Source organism: Microbacterium maritypicum MF109 (genome assembly GCF_000455825.1).
GTDB lineage: Bacteria > Actinomycetota > Actinomycetes > Actinomycetales > Microbacteriaceae > Microbacterium > Microbacterium maritypicum_A.
In genome coordinates, this window is the sequence record NZ_ATAO01000250.1 from 51914 (window position 1) to 75685 (window position 23772).

Below are 23772 nucleotides of genomic sequence, written 5' to 3' on the forward strand. Positions count from 1 at the left end.
GCGGCTCAGGCGGCGGCGCGTGCGCGGTCGAGGTCTTCGAACAGCTCGGTGTTGAAACGGTAGGCGAGGAGCACCTCGTCGATCACGCGCTCGCGCTCGGCATCGTCCCAGGGAGCGGCGTCGAGCTGCTCGCGGTACACGTCCTTGAAGGCGGCCGGATCCGCGATGTCGTCGAACAGGTAGAAGCCGATGCCGTTGGTCTCGAAGCCGAAGCGGCGTGCCATCACGCGTCCGATGAAGATGCCTCCGGAGAGGTCGCCGAGGTAGCGGGTGTAGTGGTGGGCGACGAAACCGCCGGCCCACGTGGCGCCCACCTGACGGATGCGGTCGACGTAACGCTGCGTGGTGGGCAGCGCGACGATCCGCTCACGCCAGTCGGCACCGAGCAGGAACTCGAGGTCGGCTTCGAGCGCGGGCAGGCGCGTGAGCTTGTCGGTGATGAAGACCGAGGCGACCGGATCCTGGCGCATGCGCTCGCCGGCGCCCTCGAGGGCCTCGTAGATGAAGTAGTGCTGTGCGACGAGCGAGATATAGTCCTCGCGCGATCCCTCGCCCTTCAGGAGGTCGGACATGAAGCCGGCGGTCTCGCTGCGGGAGTGCGATCCGGACGAACGCTCGCGCAGGGCGGCGGAGAAGGAGAGGATCTCGGGCATGAGGCCAGTGTAAGGGTTACCTAACCCCGGAGGGAAGCCGGATCCGTCAGGCGTGCGGGCGAGGTTCGACGCCGAGCCGGGCGCAGGCGGCGTCATACAGCGCCACGACCTCACGGCGCACCGAGGGACGGTCGTCGATCGGGCCGCCGGGCCACGGCACGCGCAACTCGGTGACGGCGCCGTCGCGCGTGATCTCCCACAGCCCGCCGTCCCCGTCGAAGCCGGTCATGATCGATGCGGTGATCTCCGCATCCGACGGCTCCGCGAACGCCCGGGCGATGAGGATGTTGTCATCGGTGTGGTCGCCGTTCATGTGGCGGAGGACGGCGGTGATCACGTCGGCATCGAAGGTGTGGGGCATGACGACAACCTTATGCGGGGCTCGACGTCTGCTCCGGGGCCGACTTTCAGCATCGGCGCTCTAGACTCGGGAGACACGTCTTCGGGGGTTCTTTCCATGCAGCTTCTCTCGTCGCGCCGGTGGCGCGCCGCAACGGCCACGGCGGCCGTGCTCGCTCTCGTTCTCACCGGATGCTCTTCCGAGGAGTCCTTCTCGTACACGCCCCCCGCTCAGGTCGACGGGGCGCTCCCCGATGACACGGTCGCCGCGATGCAGGCCGCCGTCGACAACGCACTCGTCGCGTCGGGTGCGTCGGGCGCGATCGTCGGTGTCTGGGCGCCGTGGAGCGGGAGCTGGGTCGCCGGCATCGGCACGCAGGACCGCGAGGGCGGAGCCGAGGTGTCGACCGACATGTCCTTCCGCATCGCCGATGTGACCCGTCTGATGACCTGCGACGTGCTCTATGCCCTCGCCGACCGCGATGTGGTCGAACTCGATGCGAACGTCGCGGACTACGTCTCGGGTGTCGCCGACATGCGAGACGAGGGCATCACCCTCCTCGACCTCTGCAACGGCACCAGTGGGGCGGGATCCTCCGAGGGAACCGTCAAGTCGGCGTGGCTGAACACCCCCGACCGGGTCTGGTCTCCTCTGGAGCTGGCCGGTTTCGGCCTGGCGCGTGAGCGCGTCGCCCCGCACACCACCTTCCGCGACTCGGATGCCGGCTACCTCCTGCTGGGGCTGGCCCTCGAACGCGCCTCGGGGATGACCGCCTCCGAGCTGATCGCCGAGTACGTCACCGAGCCCCTCGGGCTCCCGGACACCTCACTGCCGAGCCCGACCCCTGCGCCGCCGGGAACCGGAGCGGTACTGAACGGTCATTTCCTCAACGCCGTCGAAGGCGGGTTCGACTGCGCCGCCCCCGTCGACATCACGAAGCTGTCGTCCAGCTCGGGCTTCACCGACTCCGGTGTCGTGTCGACCATCACCGACCTGGGGCGCTACGCACAGGCGGAGGCGCAGCAGGCGCTGCGCACCAAGGAGAAGCCGGACCGCTTCGGTGAGCCGCTCCCGGCTGCCGACGGAGCCGAGTCCTGGTTCCAGGCCACGGGTGGTGCCTACCTCGTGGGATCGATGATCGGTCAGCACGGCTGGACGCCCGGATACGCGACGGCGGCGTACTCCGACCCTGCCACCGGGTTCACCGTGGCCGTCGTGCTCAACGACTCGACGGCCGGGGCGCAGTTCGCCCAGCAGCTCTCGTGGGAACTCGCCGCCATCGCCTCCAAAGCCCCGGCCGCTGCGGGGCAGACCGCGCCCGAGTTCGGCCTTCCGTTCACGGCCGAGCAGTACCACCAGGCGATCGCCGATACCGCGATCCCCTGCGTGGCCCCGCCCGCCGCGCAGTGATCCCGCTCTGACCGACAGGAACGCGAAGGGGCGACGATGGCGATCATCGACAATGCGATCTACGTGGATGGCGTCCGCACCGAGAATCCGGTGACCCTCAGCGAGACCTTCGAGCGCATGCGGGAGCGCGGCGGCATGGGGTGGATCGGGCTCTATCGGCCGAGCGAGGAGGAGATCCGCGCGGTCGCGGACGAGTTCGGCATCCATGCGCTCGTCGTGGAGGACGCCCTCTCCGGTCACCAGCGCGCCAAGCTCGAGCGCTACGGCGAGGTGCTGTTCATGGTGCTGAGGCCGGCGCGTTATCTCGACGACGTCGAGGAGGTCGAGTTCGGCGAGGTGCACGTGCTCGTCGGCCCCGACTTCGTCGTGACGATCAGGCATGCGGAGTCACCGGACCTCGCGCGCGTCCGCCGACGGCTGGAGGCCGACCCCGCCCTCCTCGCCCGTGGTCCCGAGGCCGTGATGTACGCGATCCTCGATGAGGTCGTCGACGAGTACACGCCCGTCCTCGCCGGGCTCGAGAACGACATCGACGAGATCGAGAGCCAGCTGTTCGAGGAGAACACCGACGCCACCCAGCGCATCTACGACCTGGGGCGGGAGGTCATCGACTTCCAGCGGGCCACGCAGCCGCTGTCGGGCATGCTGGAGGCCCTGCTGCGCGGGTCGGACAAGTACCAGGTGACCGAAGAGCTGCAGCGGTATCTCCGCGACGTGCTGGATCACACCCTGCGCGTCAGTGACCGCGCCACGACGTTCCGCACCGTCCTCGACAACGCGCTCACCGTCGAGTCGACGATCGTCGCGCGTCGCCAGAACGAGGAGATGCGGCGGATGACGGAGCTCAGCATCCGTCAGAACGACGAGGTCAAGAAGATCTCGGGATGGGCGGCGATCCTGTTCGCCCCGACGCTCGTCGGCACGATCTACGGCATGAACTTCGATCACATGCCCGAGCTGCACTGGCTTCTCGGTTACCCGATGGCGGTCGGGATGATGATCGCGCTGGGCTTCGGGCTCTACGCGGCCTTCAAGCGCAAGGGCTGGCTCTAGAGCCGGGCCGCGCGTCAGTCCTCGGAATCGGCCTCGGAATCGGCCTCGGGCATCCCGGGACCGGGCCCCGGACGCACCGGTGCCCCCGGCGCGATGTCGATGCGGGTGTTGCCGTCGTGCTCACTGACCTCGACGCGGGGTGCGGCGTCGGCCTCGGTGGCGTCCGGTGCGGACGTCAGCTGATCGTGCCGCTTCTCCGCGCTCGTCATCTCGTCGGCGGACGTGTGCTCAGGCGTGCTCATGGTTCTCCTTCTGGTCGTGGACGGGCTCGCCGTCGGGGCGGGCGTTCTTCTTCTCCGAATGCTTCCTGCCCCAGCGCGCCAGCACGTACAGCGCGCCTCCGACGGCGAGCAGTATCGCGCCGAACAGCCAGACGGCCGGTCGCTGCTGGGTGAGGAGCAGGATGCAGGAGCCGACGCCGAGCACGGGGACGAAGGTCCACACGCGGAAGTGATCGTTGTCGACGCGGTCGCGACGCAGTACCAGCACGGACACGTTGACGCTGAGGAAGACGACGAGGAGGAGCAGGACCACCGTCTCGGCGAGCGTCGCCAGATCGCCGACGAGCGTCAGCCCCATCGCCACGAGGGTGGTGGTGAGGATCGCGACCCAGGGGGTCTTCCGCTTCGGGAGCACGCGGCCGAGGGCGGCGGGCAGCAGGCCCTGCTCGGCCATGCCGTAGGTGAGACGGCTGACCATGATCATCGTCAGCAGTGCGCCGTTGGCGACCGCGACGAGCGCGATGAGGCTGAACAGCCAGGAGGGGATGCTGACGCCGGTGGCCTCGACCACGGCGAGCAGGGGACCGCTCGACTCCTGCAGTTCTGCGGCTGGGAGGGCGATCGAGCTCGCCAGACCGACGAGCACGTAGACCGCTCCGGCCGTGAACAGGGCGCCGAAGAGGGCACGAGGGTACGTCCGGCGCGGATCCTTCACCTCTTCGATCATGTTCGCAGACGTCTCGAACCCGACGAACGAGTAGTAGGCGATGACGGCACCGGACAGCACTGCGACGGCGACGCTCGTCCCTTCCGGCGCCTCCGCGACACGGGAGACGTCGCCGCCTCCGCCGCCCACGAAGACCGCGACCACGGCGATCACGATGACCAGGCCGCTCAGCTCGATCGCGGTCATCACGAGGTTCGCGCCCATGGATTCGCGGATGCCGCGGGCGTTCAGGAGGCCGACCAGGGCGAGGAAGGCGATCGCGACCGGGATCGTCGGCAGATCCAGGAACGTGCCCAGGTAGTCGCCCGCGAACGCGATGGCGAGGCCGGCCGCACTCGTGACTCCTGCGGCGAGCATGCTGAATCCCACCAGGAACGACACCAGCGGACTGTGGAATGCGCGCTCCGCGAAGACGGCGGCTCCTCCGGCGCGCGGATACTTCGTGACGAGTTCCGCATAGGAACCTGCCGTGAGCATGGCGAGCAGCAGCGCCAGGAGCAGAGGCGCCCACAGCATCCCGCCCACCTTCTCGGAGAGCACCCCCATCAGGGCGTAGATGCCTGCGCCCAGCACGTCCCCGAGGATGAACGCGAACAGGAGGGGACCGGTGATCGCCCTCCGCAGCCGGGTCGAGGTCTCGGCGGCGGGCGCGGTCTCCGTGGTCATCCTCGAACGGTACGGGGAAGGGCGAAGAGCGGCCATGGGGTTGACATCGCTCGCCCCCGCCATTGCCCCGAGATCGGTATCCGTGATTCCATCGGGGCATCGTGAGCACACACAGCGTCTTCAATCAGGCCCCGCCGCGCGTCGATATCGACGAGTACGGGGCGAACATCGCGCTGACCGAGGCGGTGCGGCTGCACGGCGCGGAGTGGGCGGACGAGGCGTTGCGGGGCATCGGTCGTCGCGTCGGGTCGGCGGGCTTCCAAGACGACGCCCGGCGGGCGAACCGGAACGAGCCCGTGCTGCGCACGCACGACCGCTGGGGCGAGCGCATCGACGAGGTCGAGTACGACCCCGCCTATCACCGGGTCATCGGCGCAGCCGTCGCCGACGGGGCGCACACCGCCGCATTCGCGGACCCCCGTCCGGGGGCCGGCGCCGCTCGCGCCGCCACGTTCATGCTCTACGCGCAGGTCGAGCCCGGTCATGCCTGTCCGGTGTCGATGACGCATTCGGCCGTTCCCGTGATCGCCGCGCATCCGCGCCTCGCGGAGGAGTGGATGCCCCGGCTGCTGTCGCGTTCGTACGAGCCCGGCCTGCGCCTCGGAAAGCCCGGCGCCCTGTTCGGCATGGCCATGACCGAGAAGCAGGGCGGGTCCGATGTGCGGGCGAACACCACGTCCGCCGTGCCGCAGGGCGACGGGCGCTATGCGCTGACCGGCCACAAGTGGTTCTGCTCCGCACCGATGTCGGATGCCTTCCTGGTGCTCGCGCAGGCGCCGGGTGGGCTGTCGTGCTTCCTGCTGCCGCGGCTGCTCGACGACGGCACGCGCAATCGGCTCCGTTTCCAGAGGCTCAAGGACAAGCTGGGCAACCGGTCGAACGCCTCGAGCGAGGTGGAGTACGAGCAGGCCGAGGCGACCCTCGTGGGGGAGGAGGGGCGCGGCGTGCGCACCATCATCGACATGGTCACCCGCACGCGGCTCGACTCGATGCTCGGCTCGCTGGCCGGGATGCGTCAGGGGGTCGCCGAGGCCGCCTGGCACGTGCGGCATCGATCGGCGTTCGGGCGCACCCTCATCGATCAGCCCGCGATGACGGCCGTGATCGCCGACCTGCAGCTCGAGGTCGAGGCGGGGACGGCGGTCGCGATGCGGCTCGCCCGTGCGTACGACGATGACGCTTCGGCGCAGGATCGGGCATTCCGCCGGCTGGCGACGGCGGTCATGAAGTACTGGGTGTGCAAGCGCGCGCCCGGCCACGCCGCCGAGGCGCTCGAGTGCCTCGGGGGCAACGGCATCACGACGGACTGGCCCCTCGAGATGCGGTACCGCGAGCAGCCGGTGATGGCGATCTGGGAGGGCTCGGGTAACGTGATCGTGCTCGACGTGCTGCGGGCGCTCGCCCGAGAACCCGAATCGCTCGAGGCCTTCGACGCCGAGGTGTCGGCGGTGCGGGGTGTGGACTCCCGGTTCGACGCCCATCTGGACCGCACGAGGCGTCTGGTGGCAGAGGCGGCGGCGGATCCGATGCCGGACGCCTCGGCGCGCAGGCTCGTCGAGGCCCTCGCGCTGACCCTGTCGGCGGCACAGCTGCTGCGCGCGGCGCCCGCCGTGGTCGCCGACGGGTTCATCGCCGCCCGCATCGACGGCGGTTCCGGCCTGTTCGGTGCGCTGCCCCGAGGCGTGGACAGCGCCGCGATCGCCGCTCGCGCGTAGTTCAGCGAATTCACAGAAAGCCCGCGCGGCTCCCGATATTCCGGTCGGCGCAGCGATAGCGTCGGTGCCGCAAGAGGGGTGCGTCGACCGGAGTGAGCGGCCAAACGAGCCTCCTCTCCCACGAATCCCCAAGACAAAGGGCTCTCTCATGACTGGTACGGCACGCAAGGCGCTCGCAGAAGCGATCGCCACCTTCCTCTTCGTCCTCGCGATCATCGCGGCGGTCAACAGCGGCAGCCCGCTGACCCCGCTCGCGATCGGCTTCACCCTGATGGTGCTCGTGTACTCGACGGGTCACATCTCGGGTGCACACCTGAACCCGGCCGTCTCGGTCGGTGTGTTCCTGCGCGGCGGCCTCAGCGTCGTCGACTTCATCGCCTACCTCATCGCCCAGTTCGTCGGTGGTGCCGTGGCCGCGCTCGTCGCGCTCGCCGTGTGGCCCGCCGGGGACAAGGCCATGGTCATCGAAGTCGGGCCGGCGTTCCTCGTCGAGGCCCTCTTCACGCTGATCCTGGTGTGGGTCGTGCTCAACACCGCCACCTCGAAGGACACCGCGGGCAACTCCTTCTACGGTCTCGCGATCGGTGCGACCGTCTTCGTCGGTGCGGCCACGGTCGGATCGATCTCGGGCGGCGGCTTCAACCCGGCCGTCGCGCTCGGCCTCTCGGTCAGCGGTCACTTCGCGTGGAGCTCGCTGTGGCTGTACATCGTCGCCCCGGTCGTCGGCGCCGTGATCGCCGCGATCCTGTTCCGCGTGCTCAACACGGACGACGCCAAGAAGATCGCCGCCGCGGAGTAACCCGCTGCGGGAACGAAGCGCCGCATCCTCGTCGGAGGGTGCGGCGCTTCTGCGTGCGGCGATCGTCGCCGGGTGCACATGTCGGGAGAACGCACGGAGGTCGACAAGAAGAGTGTCGAATCGTCCTGCATCCGTGAATCCGTCCGACGGATGACCGAGTGTCGGGTCAGCCGGCCGGGACCGAGGCGACGGCGGTCGGACCCGTGCCCGACGACACCGCATCGCGCGACAGTGCATCACGAGACAGTACATCACGCGACACTGCATCGCGAGACAGTGCATCGCGAGACAGAGCGCTGCGGGCACGGGCCGCCGCCACGACCATCACGACGAGCGCGATGCCGGTGAGGATCGCCCCCATCCAGATCGGCGAGGTGTAGCCGAGCCCTGCCGAGATGCCCATTCCGCCCGCCCACGCACCGAGCGCGTTGCCGATGTTGAAGGCGCCGATGTTGGCGCCGGAGGCGAGGGTGGGCGCTCCGCCGGCGTACTGCATGACGCGGCTCTGCAGCCCGGGGACCGTGCCGAACCCGAACCCGCCCATCAGGAACAGGGCGATGATCGTGGCGATGCCCGACGGCGCGGCGACCGAGAACAGGGCGAGCACCATCACGAGGGCGGCGATGAAGATGACCAGGGTGCGGTCGATCGCACGGTCGGCGAGTCGTCCGCCCAGCCAGTTGCCGAGCACGAGGCCGGCGCCGAAGAGCACGAGCAGCCACGGCACGGTCGAGGTCGCGAAGCCGCTCACCTCGGTGAGCGTGTAGGCGATGTAGGTGAAGGCTCCGAACATCCCGCCGAACGCGAGGATCGTGACGATGAGCGAGAACCACACCTGACCGGAGCGGAAGGCGGACAGTTCGCTGCGCAGGCTGACGTGTGCGGTCGGCCGCGGGAGACGGGGGACCAGCAGCGCGATGCCGACGAAGGCCAGCACGCCGATGCCGGAGATCGCCCAGAACGTCGAGCGCCAGCCCAGCTCCTGGCCGAGGAAGGTGCCGAACGGCACGCCGAAGACGTTCGCGGCGGTGAGGCCGGTGAACATGATGGCGATGGCGCCCGCCTTCTTCTCGGGGGCGACGAGGCCGGCCGCGACGACGGAGCCGATGCCGAAGAACGCCCCGTGGCAGAGGGCGGCGATGATGCGGCCGAGCATGGCGATGCCGTAGTCGTCGGCGAGTGCGGTGAGAACGTTCCCGATGATGAACAGCACGATGAGGCCGAGCAGCACGGGCTTCTTGGGCAGACGGGTCGCCGCGGCGGTGAGTACGAGCGCACCGACCACGACGGCCAGCGCGTAGCCGGAGATGAGCCAGCCGGCGGCGGACTCGGTGACGCCGAAGTCCTGGGCGACCTCGGGCAGCAGGCCCATGATGACGAACTCGGTGAGTCCGATGCCGAACGCCCCGATGGCGAGGGCGATCAGTCCTAGAGGCATGACGATTCTCCTGGTACATTGGTGGGGATACTTGCAGACGCGGCATATTGCGCACCGAAGGACAATGATTGCACACGCAAGTATCCAGCGCAAGCAACTATCTCGGAGGGTGGCCATGGGTATCGGTGACGACGCGGTCGAGGTGCGCGCGCAGGGGTGGCGGACGCTCGCCGCCCTGCACGGCCTGATCGAGACGGCCCTCGAGCGCAGCCTGGCCGACGCCGCCTCGCTCTCGGTGGTCGAGTACACGGTGCTGGATGCGCTCGACCGTCAAGACGGATGGCATATGCGCATGCAGCAGCTCGCCCGAGCCGCGGCCCTGAGTCCCAGCGCCACGACACGCCTGGTCAACCGCCTGGAAGACCGCGGACTCCTCACGCGGATCCTCTGCGCCGACGATCGTCGGGGCATCTACACCGAGCTCACCCCCGCAGGGCGTGAGCTCTACGAGCGGGCTCGACCCATCCACGACGCCGCCCTCGAGCAGGTGCTCGAAGACGCCGCGGCGCAGCCGGAACTCGCCCCCGTCGTCGACGCGCTGCACGGCGTCGCGCTGCCGGCGCTCGCCGCGGGCTGATCGAGACGCATGCACGGCTCCGCTGCGCCCTCCTCCCGCACCCTCCTCGTCGGCTCCGGCAAGATCGCCGCGCGCCTGGCGCCACAGTTCCTCGAAAACGGCGAGGTGTACGCGCTGCGTCGAAGCGACAGTCCTCCTCCTGCGGGTGCGATCGGGATCCGCGCCGACCTGGCGGCGCCGCTCGCCGCGCGGCTTCCCGTGGTCGACCGCATGCTCGTCACGCTCCCACCCGGTGACACCCCCGCCGCCTATCGCACCGCGCTGACGCATCTCGCCGCCGCCCTGCCGGCGATCCCCGCGCGCACGGTGTTCGTGTCGTCGACCGGGGTCTTCGACGGTTCGGGGTCGGCGCGGCCGATCACCGAGCGGGATCAGCCCGGGCCTACGAGCATGCGCTCGCGAGGGCTTCTCGACGGGGAGCGGGCAGCGGTCGAGATCTTCGACGCGACGATCGTGCGGCCGGCGGGAATCTACGGACCCGGACGCGAGTACCTTCTGCGCACGGTGCGCGCGGGGGTGGCGGTGGAACATGCGCGACGTACAAACCGCATCCACGAGACCGACCTCGTCCGCACGCTCGAGATGCTGCTGCGGATGCCGGAGCCGCCACGACTCCTGCACGCCGTGGACGAGAGCCCTGCTCCGCTCGGCGACGTCGTCACGTTCATCGCACGCGAGCTGGGGGTCGAGGTGCCGCCGGATATCGCCTCGGCGGAACCGGGCGGGTTCGTCTATGACGGCACCCTCCTGCGGTCCATGCTCGGCCGCCTCGACTACCCCACCTATCGAGAGGGTTACGTCGCGATGATCGCCGGCTCGGCCGCGTAGCCTGGGGCCATGACGATCACAGCCGCACGCACCGCCATCGACGTCGTCGACTGGCGGCGTCGGGTCTTCGCCCTGTACGACGCCGTTCGGATCGCCGACTCCCCGGAAGAAGCGCACGAGCTCTGGCGGATCGAGCGGGACGATCTGATGCTCCGCCATCCCGCCACCCCGCTGCTGTCGGAGGATCGGGCGCTGTTCGAAGGACTCCCGATCGCCTCGTACGATCCGCAGTGGCGATTCGAACTGCCTGTCCTCGCCGCCGATGAGGGAGGCTTCGAGTTCGCGACCGGCACCGACGGCATCGTTCCGTTCGAGCGCGTCGGTCGGGTCGAGATCCCCGACGCCGGGTCGCTCGACGTCTGGCGGCTGAAGTCCTACGGCGGCGGTCTCTTCATCCCGCTGCGCGACGCGCTCGCCGGTCGTCCCGGCGGAACCTACGGCGGCGGGCGCTACCTGATCGACACGATCAAGGGTGCCGACCTGGGGTCGGATGCGGACGGCGGCACGATCGTGCTCGACTTCAACTTCGCCTACAACCCTTCGTGCGCGTACGACCCGGCGTGGGCCTGCCCGCTCGCGCAGCCGGGCAACGTGCTCCCGGTGCCGGTCCCTGTGGGCGAGATGTACGGAACTCCGTCCTCCTGAACGTCCCTTTCCGCAGGCCGCTGCGCGGGATCCGCACTTCTTTGTGACGTTTCGGCCCTTCCGCACGTCCTATCTCCGAGCGAGCGTTTCGCTCCCGGCGGGAGTCTCATACGGGACCCGCGACCGGTCTTCAGATCGAGATGGGACACCTCATGGCAAACCAGGACCAGACCACCCCCGCTCCGGCAGAGAAGGAGCTCGCCCAGGCCGCACCGAAGGCCGCCACCGGCGCATCGCGCGTCGACCGGTCGAGCGGATTCTCCGCATCGCGCGTCCCCACGGACGCCAATGCCGCGGGCAAGACCACCATCGCCGACGGCGTGGTCGCCAAGGTCGCCGGCATCGCCGCACGTGAGGTCGCCGGCGTCTACGCGCTCGGCGGCGGCGGCGCACGTGCCTTCGGTGCGATCCGCGACGTGATCAACGCCACCGACCTCGCCCAGGGCGTCAAGGTCGAGGTGGGCGACACGCAGGCCGCCGCCGACCTGACCATCGTGGTCGAGTACCCGGCGCCGATCCAGGACGTCGCGAACAACGTCCGTGCCGCTGTCGCGGGCGCGATCAGCCGCCTGGTCGGCCTCGAGGTCGTCGAGGTCAACGTCGAGGTCAACGACGTGCACGTGCCCGGCGACGACAGCGACGAGAGCGAAGAGTCGCGAGTCTCATGAGTGCCACAACGGTCGGTGCCCTGATCGGCGCTCTCCTCGCTCTCGCCGCTCTGCTGTTCGGCTTCTGGGGATTCCTCCTCATGGCCGTCTTCGCGGGCATCGGCGCGCTCGTGGGTCGGATCGCGTCCGGCAAGCTCGACGTCCGCGGTCTCGCGGACGTCTTCACCGGGCGGCGCACCTCCTGATGCGCGCCGACCAGCACATCGCCGGCGGCGCTCCCTCGGGAGCCGCCGCCGGCGGGGCCGCCGTCCGCGGACGCGTCGAGGTGAAGGATCGCGTCTACCGCACCGTCACCGAGAAGGCGTCTGCGACGTTGATCGGGGTGCCTCGCAGCGACGTGAAGGTCGATGTCGCCGAGCACCCGCGGGGGATCAGCGTGCGGATCGCCACGCCTCTTCCCGTTCCCCGCCTGGACGACACGGCCGCGATCGCGCAGACCGTGCCCGTCCTCGAACGTGCGCGGGATCTGCAGGAGCAGCTGCAGCAGAGCCTGAGCACGATCCTCGGACGCAACGTCATCCGCATCAATCTCACCGTCACCGGTGCCACCATCCCGGAAAGGAGACGAGTGCAATGAGCACCCCGGTTCTGCGCCGTGTCATTCGACGCGAGACGCACTCGCCGCGCACCGTCGCGATGTTCGTCGCGGTCATCCTGCTCATCCTCGCCCTCGCGTACATCGGGCTCGAGATCGTGCTGAGCCTCGCCGCGCAGCCCGCACTCCTGGTCGGTCCCGCGGCGGCGGGAGGCTGGCTCATCGGGTTGCCCACCGCACAGCCCGCCGGGCTCGTGATCGCCGGCAGTGTGGTGCTCGCCCTCATCGGGCTGACCTTCGTGGTACTGGCCATCACGCCGGGGCGACTGTCCAAGCACGTGCTGGATGCCGGCGGACGCGCGGTGGTCGTCGACAACGGCGTGATCGCCAGCGCGTTGGCTCAGCACCTCGCGGAGGAGACGGGTCTCACGCGCGACAGCATCACCGTCGGTGTCGGACACCGCACCGTCGACGTGACCGTGCGCCCGGGAATCGGCGTGCCACTTGACGCATCCGACGTGCGGGCAGCCGCCGAGGCGGAGCTGCAGTCGTATCGGCTGACCGACAGGGTTCGCACGCGGGTGCGCATCGAGCGCCCCACCGAGAAGGAAGACGAGCTGTGAACAACACCAACCGTGCGTTGAATCGCACCCTGCTCCTGATCATCGGGCTGCTGTTCCTCGCGCTCGGCGCCCTCGGCATCGCCATCATGAGCTGGCCGACGCTGTCCGACATCTGGACAGCAGGCGGCAAGGATGCGCGGTCCTGGCTGGACCAGGCGATCGCCGCGACGGCCATCGCGGGAGGAGCACTGTCGTGGATCGGCATCGGCGCGGTCGTCGCGATCGTGGTCGTGATCGTGCTGCTGATCCTCGCGCTCACGAGCATCGCCGGACGACGTTCGAAGACCGTGCTCCGGTCGACGGGAGCGCAGAACCCGCTGGGGCGTGTGACGGTCAACGAGTCGTTCGTCTCGGACGCGGTGAAGAACTCCCTCACGACGCGCGACGAGGTCCTCTCGGCGCAGGTGACGGCCAACGATGTGCGTCGCAGCCCGGTGCTGCACGTCTCCGTGACGCCGCGTCAGAACACCGACCCGCGGGAGCTCGTCGACTATGTCGACCGTCTGCTCGCCAACCTCGCTGTCCTCACCGGACGCGACACCGCGACGTTCGTCTCGATCCACACGAGCCTCCGGGCCCGGCTCGCGCACGACCAGCGCCGTCTCTCCTGAGAAAGCAGGCATCATGCGCAACAAGATCCTCCTCATCGTCGGCGTCGCCTTCGTCGCCTACATCTTCGGCAGTCGCGCGGCGACGGTGCAGATCAACAAGGGCGAGTCGGTCCGGCACCAGCTGGTGCGGCTGTGGAACGACCCCCGGGCGCGGAAGCGGCGCAAGAAGGCCGCCGAGAAGGCGTCGAAGAAGGCACGCAAGGCCCTCCGTCGCTGACGTGCGGCTGGTCGGCGTCGGTCAGACCGGGCGGGCCGTCGAATCCCGCACGACGAGCTCCGGCTGGAACACCACCCGCTCGCGATCGGACCGCCCGCCGGCCTCTCGCAGCATCAGATCGACGGCCGTGTATCCGATGAGTTCCGCGGGCTGACGGATCGACGAGAGTGGGACGACGGCCGCGGCTGCGAAGTCGATGTCGTCGTAGCCGATGAGCGCGATCTCGTCCGGCACCCGGATGCTGCCCCGCATCATGAGCGCCTGCAGGACCCCCATGGCGAGCAGGTCGTTCGCAGCGAAGATGGCGTCGGGCCGGTCCTCCGGAGCCCGCGCGCTGAGGGTCTCTCCGGCGGCGCGGCCGGCGAGCACGCTCAGCGAGTCGGTCAGGATGACCTCGAGGGAGACCTCCGCCTCGTTCGCCGCCTTGCTGGCACCCTCGAGACGGTCGACCACCTGGCGGATGCCCATCGGCCCGCCGACGAAAGCGATGCGGCGCCGCCCCTGGGCAGCGAGGTGCTGCACGGCGAGGTAGCCGCCGCCCACGTCGTCGACCGAGACCGACGAGAAGCTCTCATCGGCGACCTCACGGTCGACGAGCACCACGGTCGTCCCGCGATCGCGGAGACGGCGGAGACGCGGGAGGTCGTCGGCGAGAGGGGAGATGAGCAGCCCGGCGATGCGCTGCTCCTCGAACAGGTCGATGTAGGCGCGTTCGCGTTCGACCTTCTCGTCGCTGTTGCCGAGGGTCACCGTCATCCGGGCCTCGGCGGCGCGTTCCTCCGCGCCGCGGGCGATATCGGTGAAGAACGGGTTGCGCACATCGAGCACCACGAGGCCGATCGAGCGGCTCTGGCCGGCCCGGAGCTGCCGGGCCGCATCGTTGCGCACGAACCCGAGCTTCTCGATGGCGGCCGTGACACGTTCCACCGTGGCGGGAGAGACCTTGTCCGGATGGTTCAGGACGTTCGAGACGGTCCCGACAGACACGGATGCGGCGAGAGCGACATCTCGAACACTGACGACCACGACGTATTCCTTTCCGCGGGATCCGCGAAACCTCTCCCTGAAACGTACCACTGCTCATTCCGTGACTTGACAGCAGCCCACCCAGGGTCGTAATTTACAGATGCTCCACCTTTTAAAACGATTCAATCCGCAGGGATGATCCTGCAGTTTAGGTCCGATCAATGACGATTCCCTCTGGGGCTCCCGGTGCTCCACCGGCGCTCGAGCTCCGCGACATCCGAAAGTCGTTCGGTGCGGTGGTCGCTCTCCGTTCCGGGACGCTGTCGGTCGACGGCGGTTCCATCCACGCTCTGGTCGGCGAGAACGGGGCGGGCAAGTCGACCCTCGTGAAGATCGTCGCCGGCCTGTACCAGCGCGACGAAGGGATCTTCCGGTTCCACGGCGAAGACGTGGACTTCACCTCGACCGCACAGTCCAAGAGCGCGGGCGTCGCCGTGATCTACCAGGAGCCGACGCTCTTCCCCGACCTCTCGGTCACCGAGAACATCTTCATGGGCCGCCAGCCCACGGGGCGCTTCGGACGGATCGATCGCAAGGCCATGCGGCACGAGGTCGAGCGCCTGTTCACCCGGCTCGGCGTGACCATCGACCCCGACCGTCCGGCGGAGGGCCTCTCGATCGCCGATCAGCAGGTCATCGAGATCGCGAAGGCCGTCTCGCTCGACGCGAGCCTTCTCGTCATGGACGAGCCCACCGCCGCGCTGTCCGGCGTCGAGGTCGAGCGCCTGTTCACGATCGCCCGCAGCCTCCGCGACGAGGGCCGCGCGCTCATCTTCATCTCGCACCGCTTCGACGAGGTCTTCGCCCTCTGCGACACCGTCACCGTCATGCGCGACGGCGCCTACATCGCCACCAGTGCGATCGCCGACACCTCGGTCGAGGAGATCGTGCACCAGATGGTCGGTCGAGAGGTGACCGAACTGTTCCCCAAGCAGGAGACCACGGTCGGCGCTCCGCTGCTCGAGGTGGAGAACCTCACCAGCCCCGGTGTCTTCCACGACATCTCGTTCACCGTGCGCGCGGGCGAGATCGTGGGCCTCGCCGGTCTCGTCGGAGCCGGCCGCAGCGAAGTCGCGCGTGCCGTGTTCGGGGTCGACCCCTATCGCGAGGGCGCCGTCACGATGCAGGGCGCGCGCATCCCGCGCAACCGCCCCACCGATGCCATGCGGGCCGGTCTCGCGCTCGTTCCCGAAGACCGCCGCAAGCAGGGACTCGTGATCGAATCGGGCGTCGGCGGCAACATCACCCTCTCGATCCGCCGCCAGCTCGCGAAGCTGGGCTTCCTCACCACCGGGATCGAGAACCGCGCCGCCCGGGAATGGGCCACCCGGCTCGAGGTCAAGACGCACGCCCTCGACACGGTCGCCGCGACGCTCTCCGGCGGCAACCAGCAGAAGGTCGTCCTCGCCAAGTGGCTCGCCACGCAGCCGAAGGTCCTCATCATCGACGAGCCGACCCGAGGTATCGACGTCGGCACCAAGTCCGAGGTGCACCGCCTGCTCTCCGAGCTCGCCGGGCAGGGCATGGGAATCCTCATGATCTCGTCCGAACTGCCGGAGGTGCTCGGCATGGCCGACCGCGTCCTCGTCATGCGCGAGGGGCGGATCACCGCAGAGATCGCCCGCTCGGAGGCCACTTCCGAGAACGTCATGTACGCCGCGACGCACGCATCGGAGCTCTCCTCGTGACCACCGCCATCCCCGTCTCCTCGATGACGAAGAGGTTCGCAGCCCTCGGCAGGGCGCGAGAGTTCGGCATCCTCCTCGCCCTGGCGCTCGTGATCATCGCCGCCACGACGAACAACTCCAACTTCCTGTTCAGCCCCGACGGCTGGCGCGACCTGCTCCTCACGCCGTCGATCCTCGTGCTCGTCGCCGTCGGACAGGCCATCGTCCTCATCACCCGCAACGTCGACCTCTCGGTCGGCTCGGTCATGGGGCTCACCGCCTACCTCACCGGTCGCCTGTTCATCGACGTCCCCGGCATCCCGATCATGATCGTGGTGGTGGCCGCCGTCGTGTTCGGAGCCCTCCTCGGACTCATCAACGGGGCGCTGGTCGCCTTCGCCAAAGTGCCCGCCATGGTGATCACCCTCGGCACGCTCTACGCCTACCGCGGCATCAACGTGCTGTGGACCGGCAGCGACCGGGTGAACGCCTCCGACATGCCGAAGGACTTCCTCGCCCTCGGCACCGGGCAGCTCATCGGCATCCCGATCCTCACGATCGTCGCACTCATCGTGCTCGCCGCAGCCGCCTGGTACATGAAGAACACCCGTGGCGGCCGCGAGTACTACGCGATCGGATCCGATCCCACGGCCGCGGAGCTCTACGGCCTCCGCGTCACGCGCCGCGTGCTGACCGCCTTCGTCGTCTCCGGTGCGCTCGCCGGTCTCGCCGGGGTGTTCTACGCCGCCCGCTACGGCACCATCAACTCGCAGGCCGGAGCCGGGTGGGAGCTCGACGCGGTGGGCGCGGCCGTGATCGGCGGCGTCGCGATCACCGGCGGCATCGGCTCGGTCTGGGGGGCGGCGATCGGTGCGGTGCTGCTGCTCACGATCAACCGGGCCCTTCCCATCCTCGGCATCCCCGACTTCTGGCAGCGCGCCGTCGTCGGCCTCCTGATCATCGGCGCGATCGTGCTCGACCGTGTCCTCGCCGTCCGCCAGAAACGACGGCTCATCGAAGCGAGGGACAAGTCATGACCGCCGCGACCGCGACCGCGACCACCCGGGTGATCCGCGACTTCGACAAGCCGCTCTGGCGGCGTGTGCTCCTCACGAGGGAGATGGCGATCGTCGCCCTGCTCGTCCTCGTCGTCATCGCCTCCGCGAGCACGGTGCGCGGCTTCGGTCAGCCGATCACGCTCACCTACCTGCTCCTCGACATCGCCCCGATCCTCCTGATCGCCCTGCCGATGACGCTCGTCATGATCACCGGCGAGATCGACCTGTCGGTCGGCAGCATGGTGGGGCTCTCCAGCGTCGTCACCGGAGCGCTCGTGCAGGGCGGGATCCCCTTCGAGGTCGCCGCGCTCGCCGCGCTGCTCGTCGGTCTGGTCGGCGGTGCCTTCAACGGGTTCCTCGTGACCGTCGTCGGCCTGCCCTCGCTCGCGGTGACCATCGGAACCCTCGCGCTGTTCCGCGGCCTCGCGGTCGGCCTGCTCGGCACCGCGGCGGTCACGGAGTTCCCCGAGTTCTGGACCGACCTCGCCAAGGCGAAGCTCGCCGGCACGACGATCCCCGTGGTCATGATCCCCTTCCTGCTCCTGCTGGTGGGCTTCATCCTCCTGCTGCACTACACCCCGTTCGGGCGTGGTGTGTACGCGATCGGACTGTCGAAGGACGCCGCCAGGTTCTCGGGCGTGCACGTGGAGCGGACGAAGTTCATCCTCTTCGTGCTCTCCGGAGTGGTCGCCGCGTTCGCCGGGGTGTTCTACACGCTCCGCTACGGCAGCGCGCGAGGTGACAACGCCACCGGCCTCGAGCTGCAGGTGATCGCCGCTGTCGTCCTCGGCGGGGTCTCGGTGTTCGGCGGGCGGGGAAAGCTCTACGGCGTCGTCGCCGCGGCCCTGCTCATCGGCTCACTCGCCAGCGCGCTGCGACTGATGAACGTGACCTCCGACGTGATCAACATCATCACCGGCGCCCTGCTGATCGTCTCGGTGGTCGCCGCCAGCTTCCTCGCCTGGCTGCAGAAGGCTCGGCGCAGACCAGGACGTTCGACCACCGGCGCCGCACCCACAGCTTCATGACGCCGACGCCGCAATAGCGGCACCCCTCACGAAAGGAACAGAACAATGATGTTTGCACGCAAGCGTGTGACCGCGTTCGCCGCCATCGCGGTGGCCGCAGCGGTCGCCCTGTCCGGATGCGCGAGCACCGGCAGCGGAGACGGCGGCGACGGCGGCGGAGACGGCAACCTCGCCATCACCTTCCTGCCCAAGAACCTCGGAAACCCCTACTTCGACACGTCGAGCAAGGGCGGCAAGGCGGCCGTCGAGGAGTTCGGCGGCACGTTCGCCGAGGTCGGGCCGGCCGAAGCCACCCCCGATGCGCAGGTCAGCTACATCAACACGGCCACGCAGCAGGGCGTCGGAGCACTCGTCGTCTCGGCGAACGATCCGAAGGCGATCTGCGACGCGCTGAACGAAGCGCGCGACGCCGGCGTGAAGGTCGTCACCTTCGACTCCGACACCAACCCGGAATGCCGCGACGTCTTCATCAACCAGGCGGACTCCGAGGGCATCGCGAAGGTGCAGGTCGACCAGATCGCCGAGCAGATCGGCGGCGCCGGAGAGATCGCCATCCTCTCGGCCTCGGCCAACGCGACCAACCAGAACGCCTGGATCGACCTGATGAAGGAATACCTCGCCAGCGATTACCCCGACATCACGCTCGTCGAGACCGTCTACGGCGACGACGACGACCAGACGTCGTTCGACAAGACCGCGGCCCTGCTGCAGACCCACCCTGACCTCAAGGGCATCATCTCGCCCACGACGGTCGGCATCGCGGCAGCCGCCCGCTACCTGTCGACCTCGGACTACAAGGGCAAGGTCGCGCTCACCGGGCTCGGCACCCCGAACCAGATGCGGGAATACGTCGAGGACGGCACCGTCACGTCGTTCGCGCTGTGGAACCCGGAAGACCTCGGCTACCTCGCGGCCTTCGCGGCGCAGGCGCTCATCGAGGGCGACATCACGGGCAAGAAGGGCGACACCTTCACCGCCGGTGACCTCGGCGAGTACACGGTCGGAGACGACGGCGTCGTGCTGCTCGGCGACCCGTTCGTGTTCAACGCCGACAACATCGGCGAGTTCGACTTCTGATGGACACCGGGCGCCCGGCCGGCACAGTGGTCGGCCGGGCGCTCGCAGAAAGGCCCTCATGACCCGCGTATGCGTCAAGCTCCAGGTGCGACCGGAGCTCCTGGACGAGTACCGCGAGCGTCACGCGCCCGTGTGGCCGGAGATGCTCGCCGAGATCGCGGCGGCCGGACGCCGCAACTACTCGCTGTTCCTCGCTCCCGACGGTGAGCTCATCGGCTACTACGAGACCGATGACGACGCCGCGGCCCAGGCGTATCTCGCCGCGTCGCCCGTCGCCGCGCGCTGGGAGGCCGAGATGAGTCGCTTCTTCGTCGGCCTCGACGGCCGACCGGACCAGGCCGCCCCCACACTTCCCGAGGTGTTCCACCTCGAAGACCAGCTCTCCTCCTCCGGTCTCCAGAACGAAAGCAGTGCATCGTGAGCATCCTCACCCCCTCGAACCTCGCCATCCTCGAGAAGCAGGGCATCGAGCTCCCCAGCTGGGCCTTCGGCAACTCCGGCACGCGTTTCAAGGTGTTCGGCACCCCCGGCACCCCGCGGGATCCGTGGGAGAAGATCGCCGACGCCGCCCAGGTCAACCGCTACACGGCACTCGCTCCCGCGGTGGCGCTGCACATCCCGTGGGACGTGGTGGACTCGTACTCCGATCTGCGCACGCACGCCGAGGATCACGGAGTCACCCTCGGCACGGTCAACTCCAACACGTTCCAGGACGACGACTACAAGTTCGGCGCCCTCACGCACGAGGACGCCGCGATCCGGCGGAAGGCGATCGACCACCACCTGGCCTGCATCGACGTGATGGATGCGACCGGCAGCCGCGACCTCAAGATCTGGCTGGCCGAGGGGTCGAACTATCCCGGCCAGGCCGACATGCGCGGGCGCCAGGACCGCCTGCAGGATTCGCTGCAGAAGATCTACGACCGCCTCGGCGACGACCAGCGCCTCGTGCTCGAGTACAAGTTCTTCGAGCCGGCGTTCTATCACACCGACGTCCCGGACTGGGGCACCTCGTACGCGCAGGTCAGCGCGCTCGGCGACAAGGCGATGGTGTGCCTCGACACGGGCCACCACGCCCCGGGCACGAACATCGAGTTCATCGTGATGCAGCTGCTGCGCCTCGGCAAGCTCGGCTCGTTCGACTTCAACTCGCGCTTCTACGCCGACGACGACCTGATCGTGGGCGCGGCCGACCCGTTCCAGCTGTTCCGCATCCTGTTCGAGGTGATCCGCGGTGGCGGCCTGAACAACCCCGACGTGGCGTTCATGCTCGACCAGTGCCACAACGTCGAGGACAAGATCCCCGGCCAGATCCGCTCGGTGCTCAACGTGCAGGAGATGACGGCGCGTGCGCTGCTCGTCGACCGTGACGCGCTCGCCGTTGCCCAGAGGTCGGGCGACGTGCTCGCCGCGAACGCCCTCTTCATGGATGCCTTCTACACCGACGTGCGGCCCGCCCTGGCCGAATGGCGGGAGTCGCGCGGTCTCGCCGCCGATCCGATGGCCGCCTATCTCGCCTCCGGCTACCAGGAGCGGATCGCCGCCGAGCGGGTGGGCGGAGTGCAGGCCGGCTGGGGCGCCTGACCGCAGGTCCTCTGCAGAGCAGTACGCCGCCCGGCTCAGACGTGGGCGGCGTACTGCTCTCGGATGATCGGACGGTGGTCGACCGCGAACGACCGCGCCTCGCCGTCTGCCCAGGACGGGCGCTCGTCCGTGAGGGCCCAGGCCGCCTGCACCGCCGCCCCTCGGGCGACGGCCTCGTCGATGCCCGGCACCACGATCGGCACATCGAACACCTGAGCCGCGATCTGCGAGACGGCGGGATTGCGCGCGGCCCCACCGATGAGCAGGATGCGGGTGGCCGGCACGCCGCACCGACGGATCGCGTCGAGGCCGTCGGCCAGACCGCACAGAAGACCCTCCACCGCAGCGCGCGCCAGCGTCTCGCGTCGGGTCGAGGCGAGCGACATGCCGAACAACGTGGCCGTGGCATCCGGGCGGTTCGGGGTGCGCTCCCCTTCGAAGTAGGGCTGCAGGACCAGGCCGTCCGCTCCGGGTTCGGCGGCCAGCGCCAGGAGGGCGAGTGCGTCGTGATCGACGCCGAGCAGCCCGGCGACCGTATCGAGCACCCGGGCCGCGTTGAGGGTCGCGACGAGCGGGAGATGATTCCCGCTTCCGTCGGCGAAGCCGGCGACGGTTCCGGTGGGGTCGGCGAGGGGCCGATCCGCGACCGCGAAGACCGTGCCGCTCGTGCCGATCGAGATCATCGCGTCGCCCGGTCGGGCACCGAGTCCCAGCGCACCACCGGCGTTGTCGCCCAGACCGGCTCCGACCGCGGTGCCTCCGGGCATGACGCCCATCCGCTCGGCGGGCCCGAGGACGCGGGGGAGGATCGGGACGCGACCGAACGCACGCTCGAGCAGGTCGAGGTCGTAGGCGCCTGTGGAGGCGCTCCAGTACGCAGTGCCGCTCGCGTCGGAGCGGTCGGTGGCGAGGGCGTCGAGGGCGGGACCGAGCGCGGACGCACCGACGGGCCCGTACCCGCGCAGTCGCCAGGAGAGCCAGTCGTGGGGCAGGGCGACCGCAGCGACTCTGGTTGCGTTCGCGGGCTCGTGATCACGCAGCCACCGCAGCTTGGCTCCGGTGAACGACGCCACGGGCACGACTCCGACCCGACGCGCATACTCCTGCGCGCCGACCTCCGCCACGAGCGCCGCCGCGGCGTCCGCACTGCGCACGTCGTTCCAGAGCAGCGCGTCGCGGACGACGTGCCCCTGTGCGTCGAGTGCCACGAGCCCGTGCTGCTGCGCGGCGATCGAGATCGCGGCCACGTCGTCCAGACCGCCGGCGTCGACGATCGCGTGCTGCAGGGCCGACCACCACGCCTCGGGAGCGACCTCCGTGCCGGGCGGATGCGATGCCCGTCCGGTGCGCACCACCTCCCCGGTCGCGAGTTCGTGCACGGTCACCTTGCAACTCTGCGTGGACGAATCCACGCCGGCGACGTACGTCGACGGCATCTGCCTCTCCCTCATCCGTGAACGACCCGAGCCGCGAAGACGCCGAAGCATCCTCGCGGCTCGGGTGCGGCCGTCACTCCGACTGGCCGGTGAGACCCTCGTAAGCGATGTTGCCGCTCTTGAGGTTCTTGTTGGTCATCTCGCTGAGGTTCTTCAGGAACGCGTCGCGCTCGGTGACCACGTGGCCGATCGCCTCGTCGACGTTGTCCTTCGTGATCGCGGGCATCAGGTAGACCGGGTTCTCCTTGACGTCCTCTCCGCGCACGATGGCCGCGGCGTAGGCCACGCCGGCCGACAGCTCGACCGTGCCGTTCTGCAGCGAGGTGCCGATGAAGTCGCCGTTCTTCACGGCTTCGAGCCCGTCGGCGATGCCGTCGATGCCGACGATCGGCACATCCGTCATCCCGGCTTCCTTGAGCGCCTGCAGAGCACCGAGCCCCATGTCGTCGTTCTGGGCGATCACGCCGTCGATGTCGTCGCCGAAGGCCGAGATCCAGTTGCTGACCTTGTTGACGGCCTCGTCGCGCTTCCAGTTCGCGGTGTCCTTGGCGAGCACCTTCACGTCGGGGTTCTCGGCGAGCACGTTGTCGATGCCCTTGCCGCGGTTGATCTCACCCGAGCCTCCGAGCGGACCCTGCAGGATGATGACGTTGCCCTTTCCGCCGAGGGCTTCCATCATCATCTGCGCCTCCTGCTCGCCCGCGGCCACGTCGTCGGGCTGCACCGAACCGGTGAGGTCTTCGCTGTTGAGCGAGGCGTTGACGTCGAAGAAGGGGATGTCGGCGGCCTTCGCGGCGGCGATCTGCGGCTGCAGCGAGTCGGCCTGCACCGGGATGACCACGATCGCGTCGACACCGGCGGTGACGTACTGGTCGACCTGGCTCGCCTGGGTGTTGACGTCGAGCCCTGCGGAGTTCCACAGGATCTCGATGTTGTTCTCCTCGGCGTAGCGCTCGATGCCCTCCTTGCCCTCGGTGACGAACGACGACATGTCGTAGACGCTCACACCGATGGTGATGCGCTCCTGGCCGCTGTCGTCTCCGCTGCCGGTATTCGCGTTCGGGTCGCCCGCGCCGCATCCGGCGAGCATCAGCGCGGCGACGGAGGTGACGGCGAAAGCCGCGGCGATGCGGCTCTTCTTGGTGAACATGGGATTCCTCTCGTTGGATG

At 69.0% G+C, this 23772-nt stretch carries 27 protein-coding genes; 19 read left to right on the forward strand and 8 right to left on the reverse strand.

Annotation, left to right across the window (positions count from 1 at the left end):
• Positions 1-5: 5 nt before the first annotated feature.
• Together L687_RS40815 and L687_RS40820 are read right to left on the reverse strand one after the other, a co-directional pair.
• Positions 6-653 carry a biliverdin-producing heme oxygenase gene (locus L687_RS40815; RefSeq protein WP_021201620.1) on the reverse strand — a complete coding sequence of 216 codons (648 nt, stop codon included), beginning with the start codon at positions 651-653 and terminating at the stop codon, positions 6-8.
• A 46-nt stretch (positions 654-699) separates the two neighbouring features.
• The gene (locus L687_RS40820) at positions 700-1014 is read right to left on the reverse strand and encodes a DUF2470 domain-containing protein (RefSeq protein WP_021201621.1); all 315 of its coding nucleotides are present in this window, start codon (positions 1012-1014) and stop codon (positions 700-702) included.
• Positions 1015-1110: 96 nt separating this feature from the next.
• Between L687_RS40820 and L687_RS40825 the strand changes: the two genes are divergently transcribed.
• Together L687_RS40825 and corA are read left to right on the forward strand one after the other, a co-directional pair.
• Positions 1111-2403, forward strand: a complete 1293-nt coding sequence (locus L687_RS40825) for a serine hydrolase domain-containing protein (RefSeq protein WP_021201622.1) — start codon at positions 1111-1113, stop codon at positions 2401-2403.
• A gap of 36 nt (positions 2404-2439) precedes the next feature.
• Positions 2440-3456 carry a magnesium/cobalt transporter CorA gene (gene corA, locus L687_RS40830; RefSeq protein ID WP_021201623.1) on the forward strand — a complete coding sequence of 339 codons (1017 nt, stop codon included), beginning with the start codon at positions 2440-2442 and terminating at the stop codon, positions 3454-3456.
• Between the two features lie 14 nt (positions 3457-3470).
• Here the strand turns inward: corA and L687_RS40835 are convergent, their stop codons facing one another.
• Together L687_RS40835 and L687_RS40840 are read right to left on the reverse strand one after the other, a co-directional pair.
• A complete protein-coding gene (locus L687_RS40835) occupies positions 3471-3698 on the reverse strand; it encodes a hypothetical protein (RefSeq protein ID WP_021201624.1) in 228 nt (75 codons plus the stop codon).
• Positions 3685-5070 (reverse strand): APC family permease, encoded by a 1386-nt coding sequence (locus L687_RS40840; protein ID WP_021201625.1) that lies wholly within the window; start codon positions 5068-5070, stop codon positions 3685-3687. Before L687_RS40840 ends, L687_RS40835 begins: the two co-directional genes overlap by 14 nt.
• A 101-nt stretch (positions 5071-5171) precedes the next feature.
• On the opposite strand from L687_RS40840, the gene L687_RS40845 reads away from it, so the two are divergent.
• Together L687_RS40845 and L687_RS40850 are read left to right on the forward strand one after the other, a co-directional pair.
• Positions 5172-6785 (forward strand): acyl-CoA dehydrogenase family protein, encoded by a 1614-nt coding sequence (locus tag L687_RS40845; RefSeq protein ID WP_021201626.1) that lies wholly within the window; start codon positions 5172-5174, stop codon positions 6783-6785.
• 148 nt (positions 6786-6933) lie between these two features.
• Entirely contained in the window at positions 6934-7584 is a 651-nt protein-coding gene (locus L687_RS40850) for an MIP/aquaporin family protein (protein WP_021201627.1), read from the forward strand.
• A gap of 166 nt (positions 7585-7750) precedes the next feature.
• Here L687_RS40850 and L687_RS40855 read toward each other — a convergent pair whose 3' ends face one another.
• Positions 7751-9022 carry an MFS transporter gene (locus L687_RS40855; protein ID WP_021201628.1) on the reverse strand — a complete coding sequence of 424 codons (1272 nt, stop codon included), beginning with the start codon at positions 9020-9022 and terminating at the stop codon, positions 7751-7753.
• A 115-nt stretch (positions 9023-9137) separates the two neighbouring features.
• Between L687_RS40855 and L687_RS40860 the strand changes: the two genes are divergently transcribed.
• The 9 genes from L687_RS40860 (at position 9138) to L687_RS40900 (ending at position 13726) form a co-directional block, all read left to right on the forward strand.
• On the forward strand, positions 9138-9599 hold the full coding sequence (locus tag L687_RS40860; RefSeq protein WP_021201629.1) for a MarR family winged helix-turn-helix transcriptional regulator: 462 nt from the start codon (positions 9138-9140) through the stop codon (positions 9597-9599).
• Between the two features lie 9 nt (positions 9600-9608).
• Positions 9609-10427: a sugar nucleotide-binding protein gene (locus L687_RS40865; RefSeq protein ID WP_021201630.1), complete on the forward strand. Its 819-nt coding sequence runs from the start codon at positions 9609-9611 to the stop codon at positions 10425-10427.
• Between the two features lie 9 nt (positions 10428-10436).
• On the forward strand, positions 10437-11072 hold the full coding sequence (locus tag L687_RS40870) for a DUF1684 domain-containing protein (RefSeq protein ID WP_021201631.1): 636 nt from the start codon (positions 10437-10439) through the stop codon (positions 11070-11072).
• Between the two features lie 152 nt (positions 11073-11224).
• A complete protein-coding gene (locus tag L687_RS40875; protein WP_029264815.1) occupies positions 11225-11740 on the forward strand; it encodes an Asp23/Gls24 family envelope stress response protein in 516 nt (171 codons plus the stop codon).
• A complete protein-coding gene (locus L687_RS40880) occupies positions 11737-11925 on the forward strand; it encodes a DUF2273 domain-containing protein (RefSeq protein ID WP_017829702.1) in 189 nt (62 codons plus the stop codon). The genes L687_RS40875 and L687_RS40880 overlap by 4 nt, the downstream gene beginning before the upstream one ends.
• The gene (locus L687_RS40885; RefSeq protein WP_021201633.1) at positions 11925-12317 is read left to right on the forward strand and encodes a hypothetical protein; all 393 of its coding nucleotides are present in this window, start codon (positions 11925-11927) and stop codon (positions 12315-12317) included. The genes L687_RS40880 and L687_RS40885 overlap by 1 nt, the downstream gene beginning before the upstream one ends.
• Complete coding sequence (locus L687_RS40890) at positions 12314-12898, forward strand: DUF6286 domain-containing protein (protein ID WP_021201634.1); 585 nt, start codon at positions 12314-12316, stop codon at positions 12896-12898. The genes L687_RS40885 and L687_RS40890 overlap by 4 nt, the downstream gene beginning before the upstream one ends.
• On the forward strand, positions 12895-13509 hold the full coding sequence (locus L687_RS40895; RefSeq protein ID WP_021201635.1) for a hypothetical protein: 615 nt from the start codon (positions 12895-12897) through the stop codon (positions 13507-13509). Before L687_RS40890 ends, L687_RS40895 begins: the two co-directional genes overlap by 4 nt.
• 13 nt (positions 13510-13522) lie before the next feature.
• Positions 13523-13726 carry a hypothetical protein gene (locus L687_RS40900; protein ID WP_021201636.1) on the forward strand — a complete coding sequence of 68 codons (204 nt, stop codon included), beginning with the start codon at positions 13523-13525 and terminating at the stop codon, positions 13724-13726.
• Positions 13727-13747: 21 nt separating this feature from the next.
• On the opposite strand, the gene L687_RS40905 is transcribed toward L687_RS40900, so the two are convergent.
• The gene (locus tag L687_RS40905; protein ID WP_021201637.1) at positions 13748-14752 is read right to left on the reverse strand and encodes a LacI family DNA-binding transcriptional regulator; all 1005 of its coding nucleotides are present in this window, start codon (positions 14750-14752) and stop codon (positions 13748-13750) included.
• Positions 14753-14913: 161 nt separating this feature from the next.
• Here L687_RS40905 and L687_RS40910 point away from each other — a divergent pair, with 161 nt between their 5' ends.
• Genes L687_RS40910 through rhaI form a run of 6 tightly spaced genes read left to right on the forward strand, consistent with a single transcriptional unit; the run spans position 14914 to position 21166 of the window.
• Entirely contained in the window at positions 14914-16440 is a 1527-nt protein-coding gene (locus L687_RS40910; RefSeq protein ID WP_021201638.1) for a sugar ABC transporter ATP-binding protein, read from the forward strand.
• Between the two features lie 23 nt (positions 16441-16463).
• Positions 16464-17456: an ABC transporter permease gene (locus L687_RS40915; RefSeq protein ID WP_046399060.1), complete on the forward strand. Its 993-nt coding sequence runs from the start codon at positions 16464-16466 to the stop codon at positions 17454-17456.
• A complete protein-coding gene (locus tag L687_RS40920; protein WP_021201640.1) occupies positions 17453-18505 on the forward strand; it encodes an ABC transporter permease in 1053 nt (350 codons plus the stop codon). Before L687_RS40915 ends, L687_RS40920 begins: the two co-directional genes overlap by 4 nt.
• A 45-nt stretch (positions 18506-18550) precedes the next feature.
• Positions 18551-19582 carry a rhamnose ABC transporter substrate-binding protein gene (gene rhaS, locus L687_RS40925; protein ID WP_021201641.1) on the forward strand — a complete coding sequence of 344 codons (1032 nt, stop codon included), beginning with the start codon at positions 18551-18553 and terminating at the stop codon, positions 19580-19582.
• Positions 19583-19640: 58 nt separating this feature from the next.
• Entirely contained in the window at positions 19641-20003 is a 363-nt protein-coding gene (locus tag L687_RS40930; protein ID WP_021201642.1) for an L-rhamnose mutarotase, read from the forward strand.
• Positions 20000-21166, forward strand: a complete 1167-nt coding sequence (rhaI, locus tag L687_RS40935) for an L-rhamnose isomerase (protein WP_021201643.1) — start codon at positions 20000-20002, stop codon at positions 21164-21166. The genes L687_RS40930 and rhaI overlap by 4 nt, the downstream gene beginning before the upstream one ends.
• 35 nt (positions 21167-21201) lie before the next feature.
• Here rhaI and xylB read toward each other — a convergent pair whose 3' ends face one another.
• Entirely contained in the window at positions 21202-22602 is a 1401-nt protein-coding gene (xylB, locus tag L687_RS40940) for a xylulokinase (RefSeq protein ID WP_021201644.1), read from the reverse strand.
• A gap of 73 nt (positions 22603-22675) precedes the next feature.
• Entirely contained in the window at positions 22676-23692 is a 1017-nt protein-coding gene (locus tag L687_RS40945) for a substrate-binding domain-containing protein (RefSeq protein ID WP_373695054.1), read from the reverse strand.
• Positions 23693-23772 lie beyond the last annotated feature (80 nt).

Bases quoted from the DNA above. Each gene is read 5' to 3' on its own strand.
- L687_RS40815 (WP_021201620.1), bottom strand. From the start codon at position 653: ATGCCCGAGATCCTCTCCTTCTCCGCCGCCCTGCGCGAGCGTTCGTCC.
- L687_RS40870 (WP_021201631.1), top strand. From the start codon at position 10,437: ATGACGATCACAGCCGCACGCACCGCCATCGACGTCGTCGACTGGCGG.
- L687_RS40890 (WP_021201634.1), top strand. From the start codon at position 12,314: ATGAGCACCCCGGTTCTGCGCCGTGTCATTCGACGCGAGACGCACTCG.
- corA (WP_021201623.1), top strand. From the start codon at position 2,440: ATGGCGATCATCGACAATGCGATCTACGTGGATGGCGTCCGCACCGAG.
- L687_RS40820 (WP_021201621.1), bottom strand. From the start codon at position 1,014: ATGCCCCACACCTTCGATGCCGACGTGATCACCGCCGTCCTCCGCCAC.
- L687_RS40835 (WP_021201624.1), bottom strand. From the start codon at position 3,698: ATGAGCACGCCTGAGCACACGTCCGCCGACGAGATGACGAGCGCGGAG.
- L687_RS40915 (WP_046399060.1), top strand. From the start codon at position 16,464: ATGACGAAGAGGTTCGCAGCCCTCGGCAGGGCGCGAGAGTTCGGCATC.
- L687_RS40865 (WP_021201630.1), top strand. From the start codon at position 9,609: ATGCACGGCTCCGCTGCGCCCTCCTCCCGCACCCTCCTCGTCGGCTCC.
- L687_RS40875 (WP_029264815.1), top strand. From the start codon at position 11,225: ATGGCAAACCAGGACCAGACCACCCCCGCTCCGGCAGAGAAGGAGCTC.
- L687_RS40855 (WP_021201628.1), bottom strand. From the start codon at position 9,022: ATGCCTCTAGGACTGATCGCCCTCGCCATCGGGGCGTTCGGCATCGGA.
- L687_RS40825 (WP_021201622.1), top strand. From the start codon at position 1,111: ATGCAGCTTCTCTCGTCGCGCCGGTGGCGCGCCGCAACGGCCACGGCG.
- L687_RS40850 (WP_021201627.1), top strand. From the start codon at position 6,934: ATGACTGGTACGGCACGCAAGGCGCTCGCAGAAGCGATCGCCACCTTC.
- L687_RS40885 (WP_021201633.1), top strand. From the start codon at position 11,925: ATGCGCGCCGACCAGCACATCGCCGGCGGCGCTCCCTCGGGAGCCGCC.
- L687_RS40920 (WP_021201640.1), top strand. From the start codon at position 17,453: ATGACCGCCGCGACCGCGACCGCGACCACCCGGGTGATCCGCGACTTC.
- L687_RS40930 (WP_021201642.1), top strand. From the start codon at position 19,641: ATGACCCGCGTATGCGTCAAGCTCCAGGTGCGACCGGAGCTCCTGGAC.
- L687_RS40880 (WP_017829702.1), top strand. From the start codon at position 11,737: ATGAGTGCCACAACGGTCGGTGCCCTGATCGGCGCTCTCCTCGCTCTC.
- L687_RS40910 (WP_021201638.1), top strand. From the start codon at position 14,914: ATGACGATTCCCTCTGGGGCTCCCGGTGCTCCACCGGCGCTCGAGCTC.
- xylB (WP_021201644.1), bottom strand. From the start codon at position 22,602: ATGCCGTCGACGTACGTCGCCGGCGTGGATTCGTCCACGCAGAGTTGC.
- rhaS (WP_021201641.1), top strand. From the start codon at position 18,551: ATGATGTTTGCACGCAAGCGTGTGACCGCGTTCGCCGCCATCGCGGTG.
- L687_RS40840 (WP_021201625.1), bottom strand. From the start codon at position 5,070: ATGACCACGGAGACCGCGCCCGCCGCCGAGACCTCGACCCGGCTGCGG.
- L687_RS40945 (WP_373695054.1), bottom strand. From the start codon at position 23,692: ATGCTCGCCGGATGCGGCGCGGGCGACCCGAACGCGAATACCGGCAGC.
- L687_RS40900 (WP_021201636.1), top strand. From the start codon at position 13,523: ATGCGCAACAAGATCCTCCTCATCGTCGGCGTCGCCTTCGTCGCCTAC.
- L687_RS40860 (WP_021201629.1), top strand. From the start codon at position 9,138: ATGGGTATCGGTGACGACGCGGTCGAGGTGCGCGCGCAGGGGTGGCGG.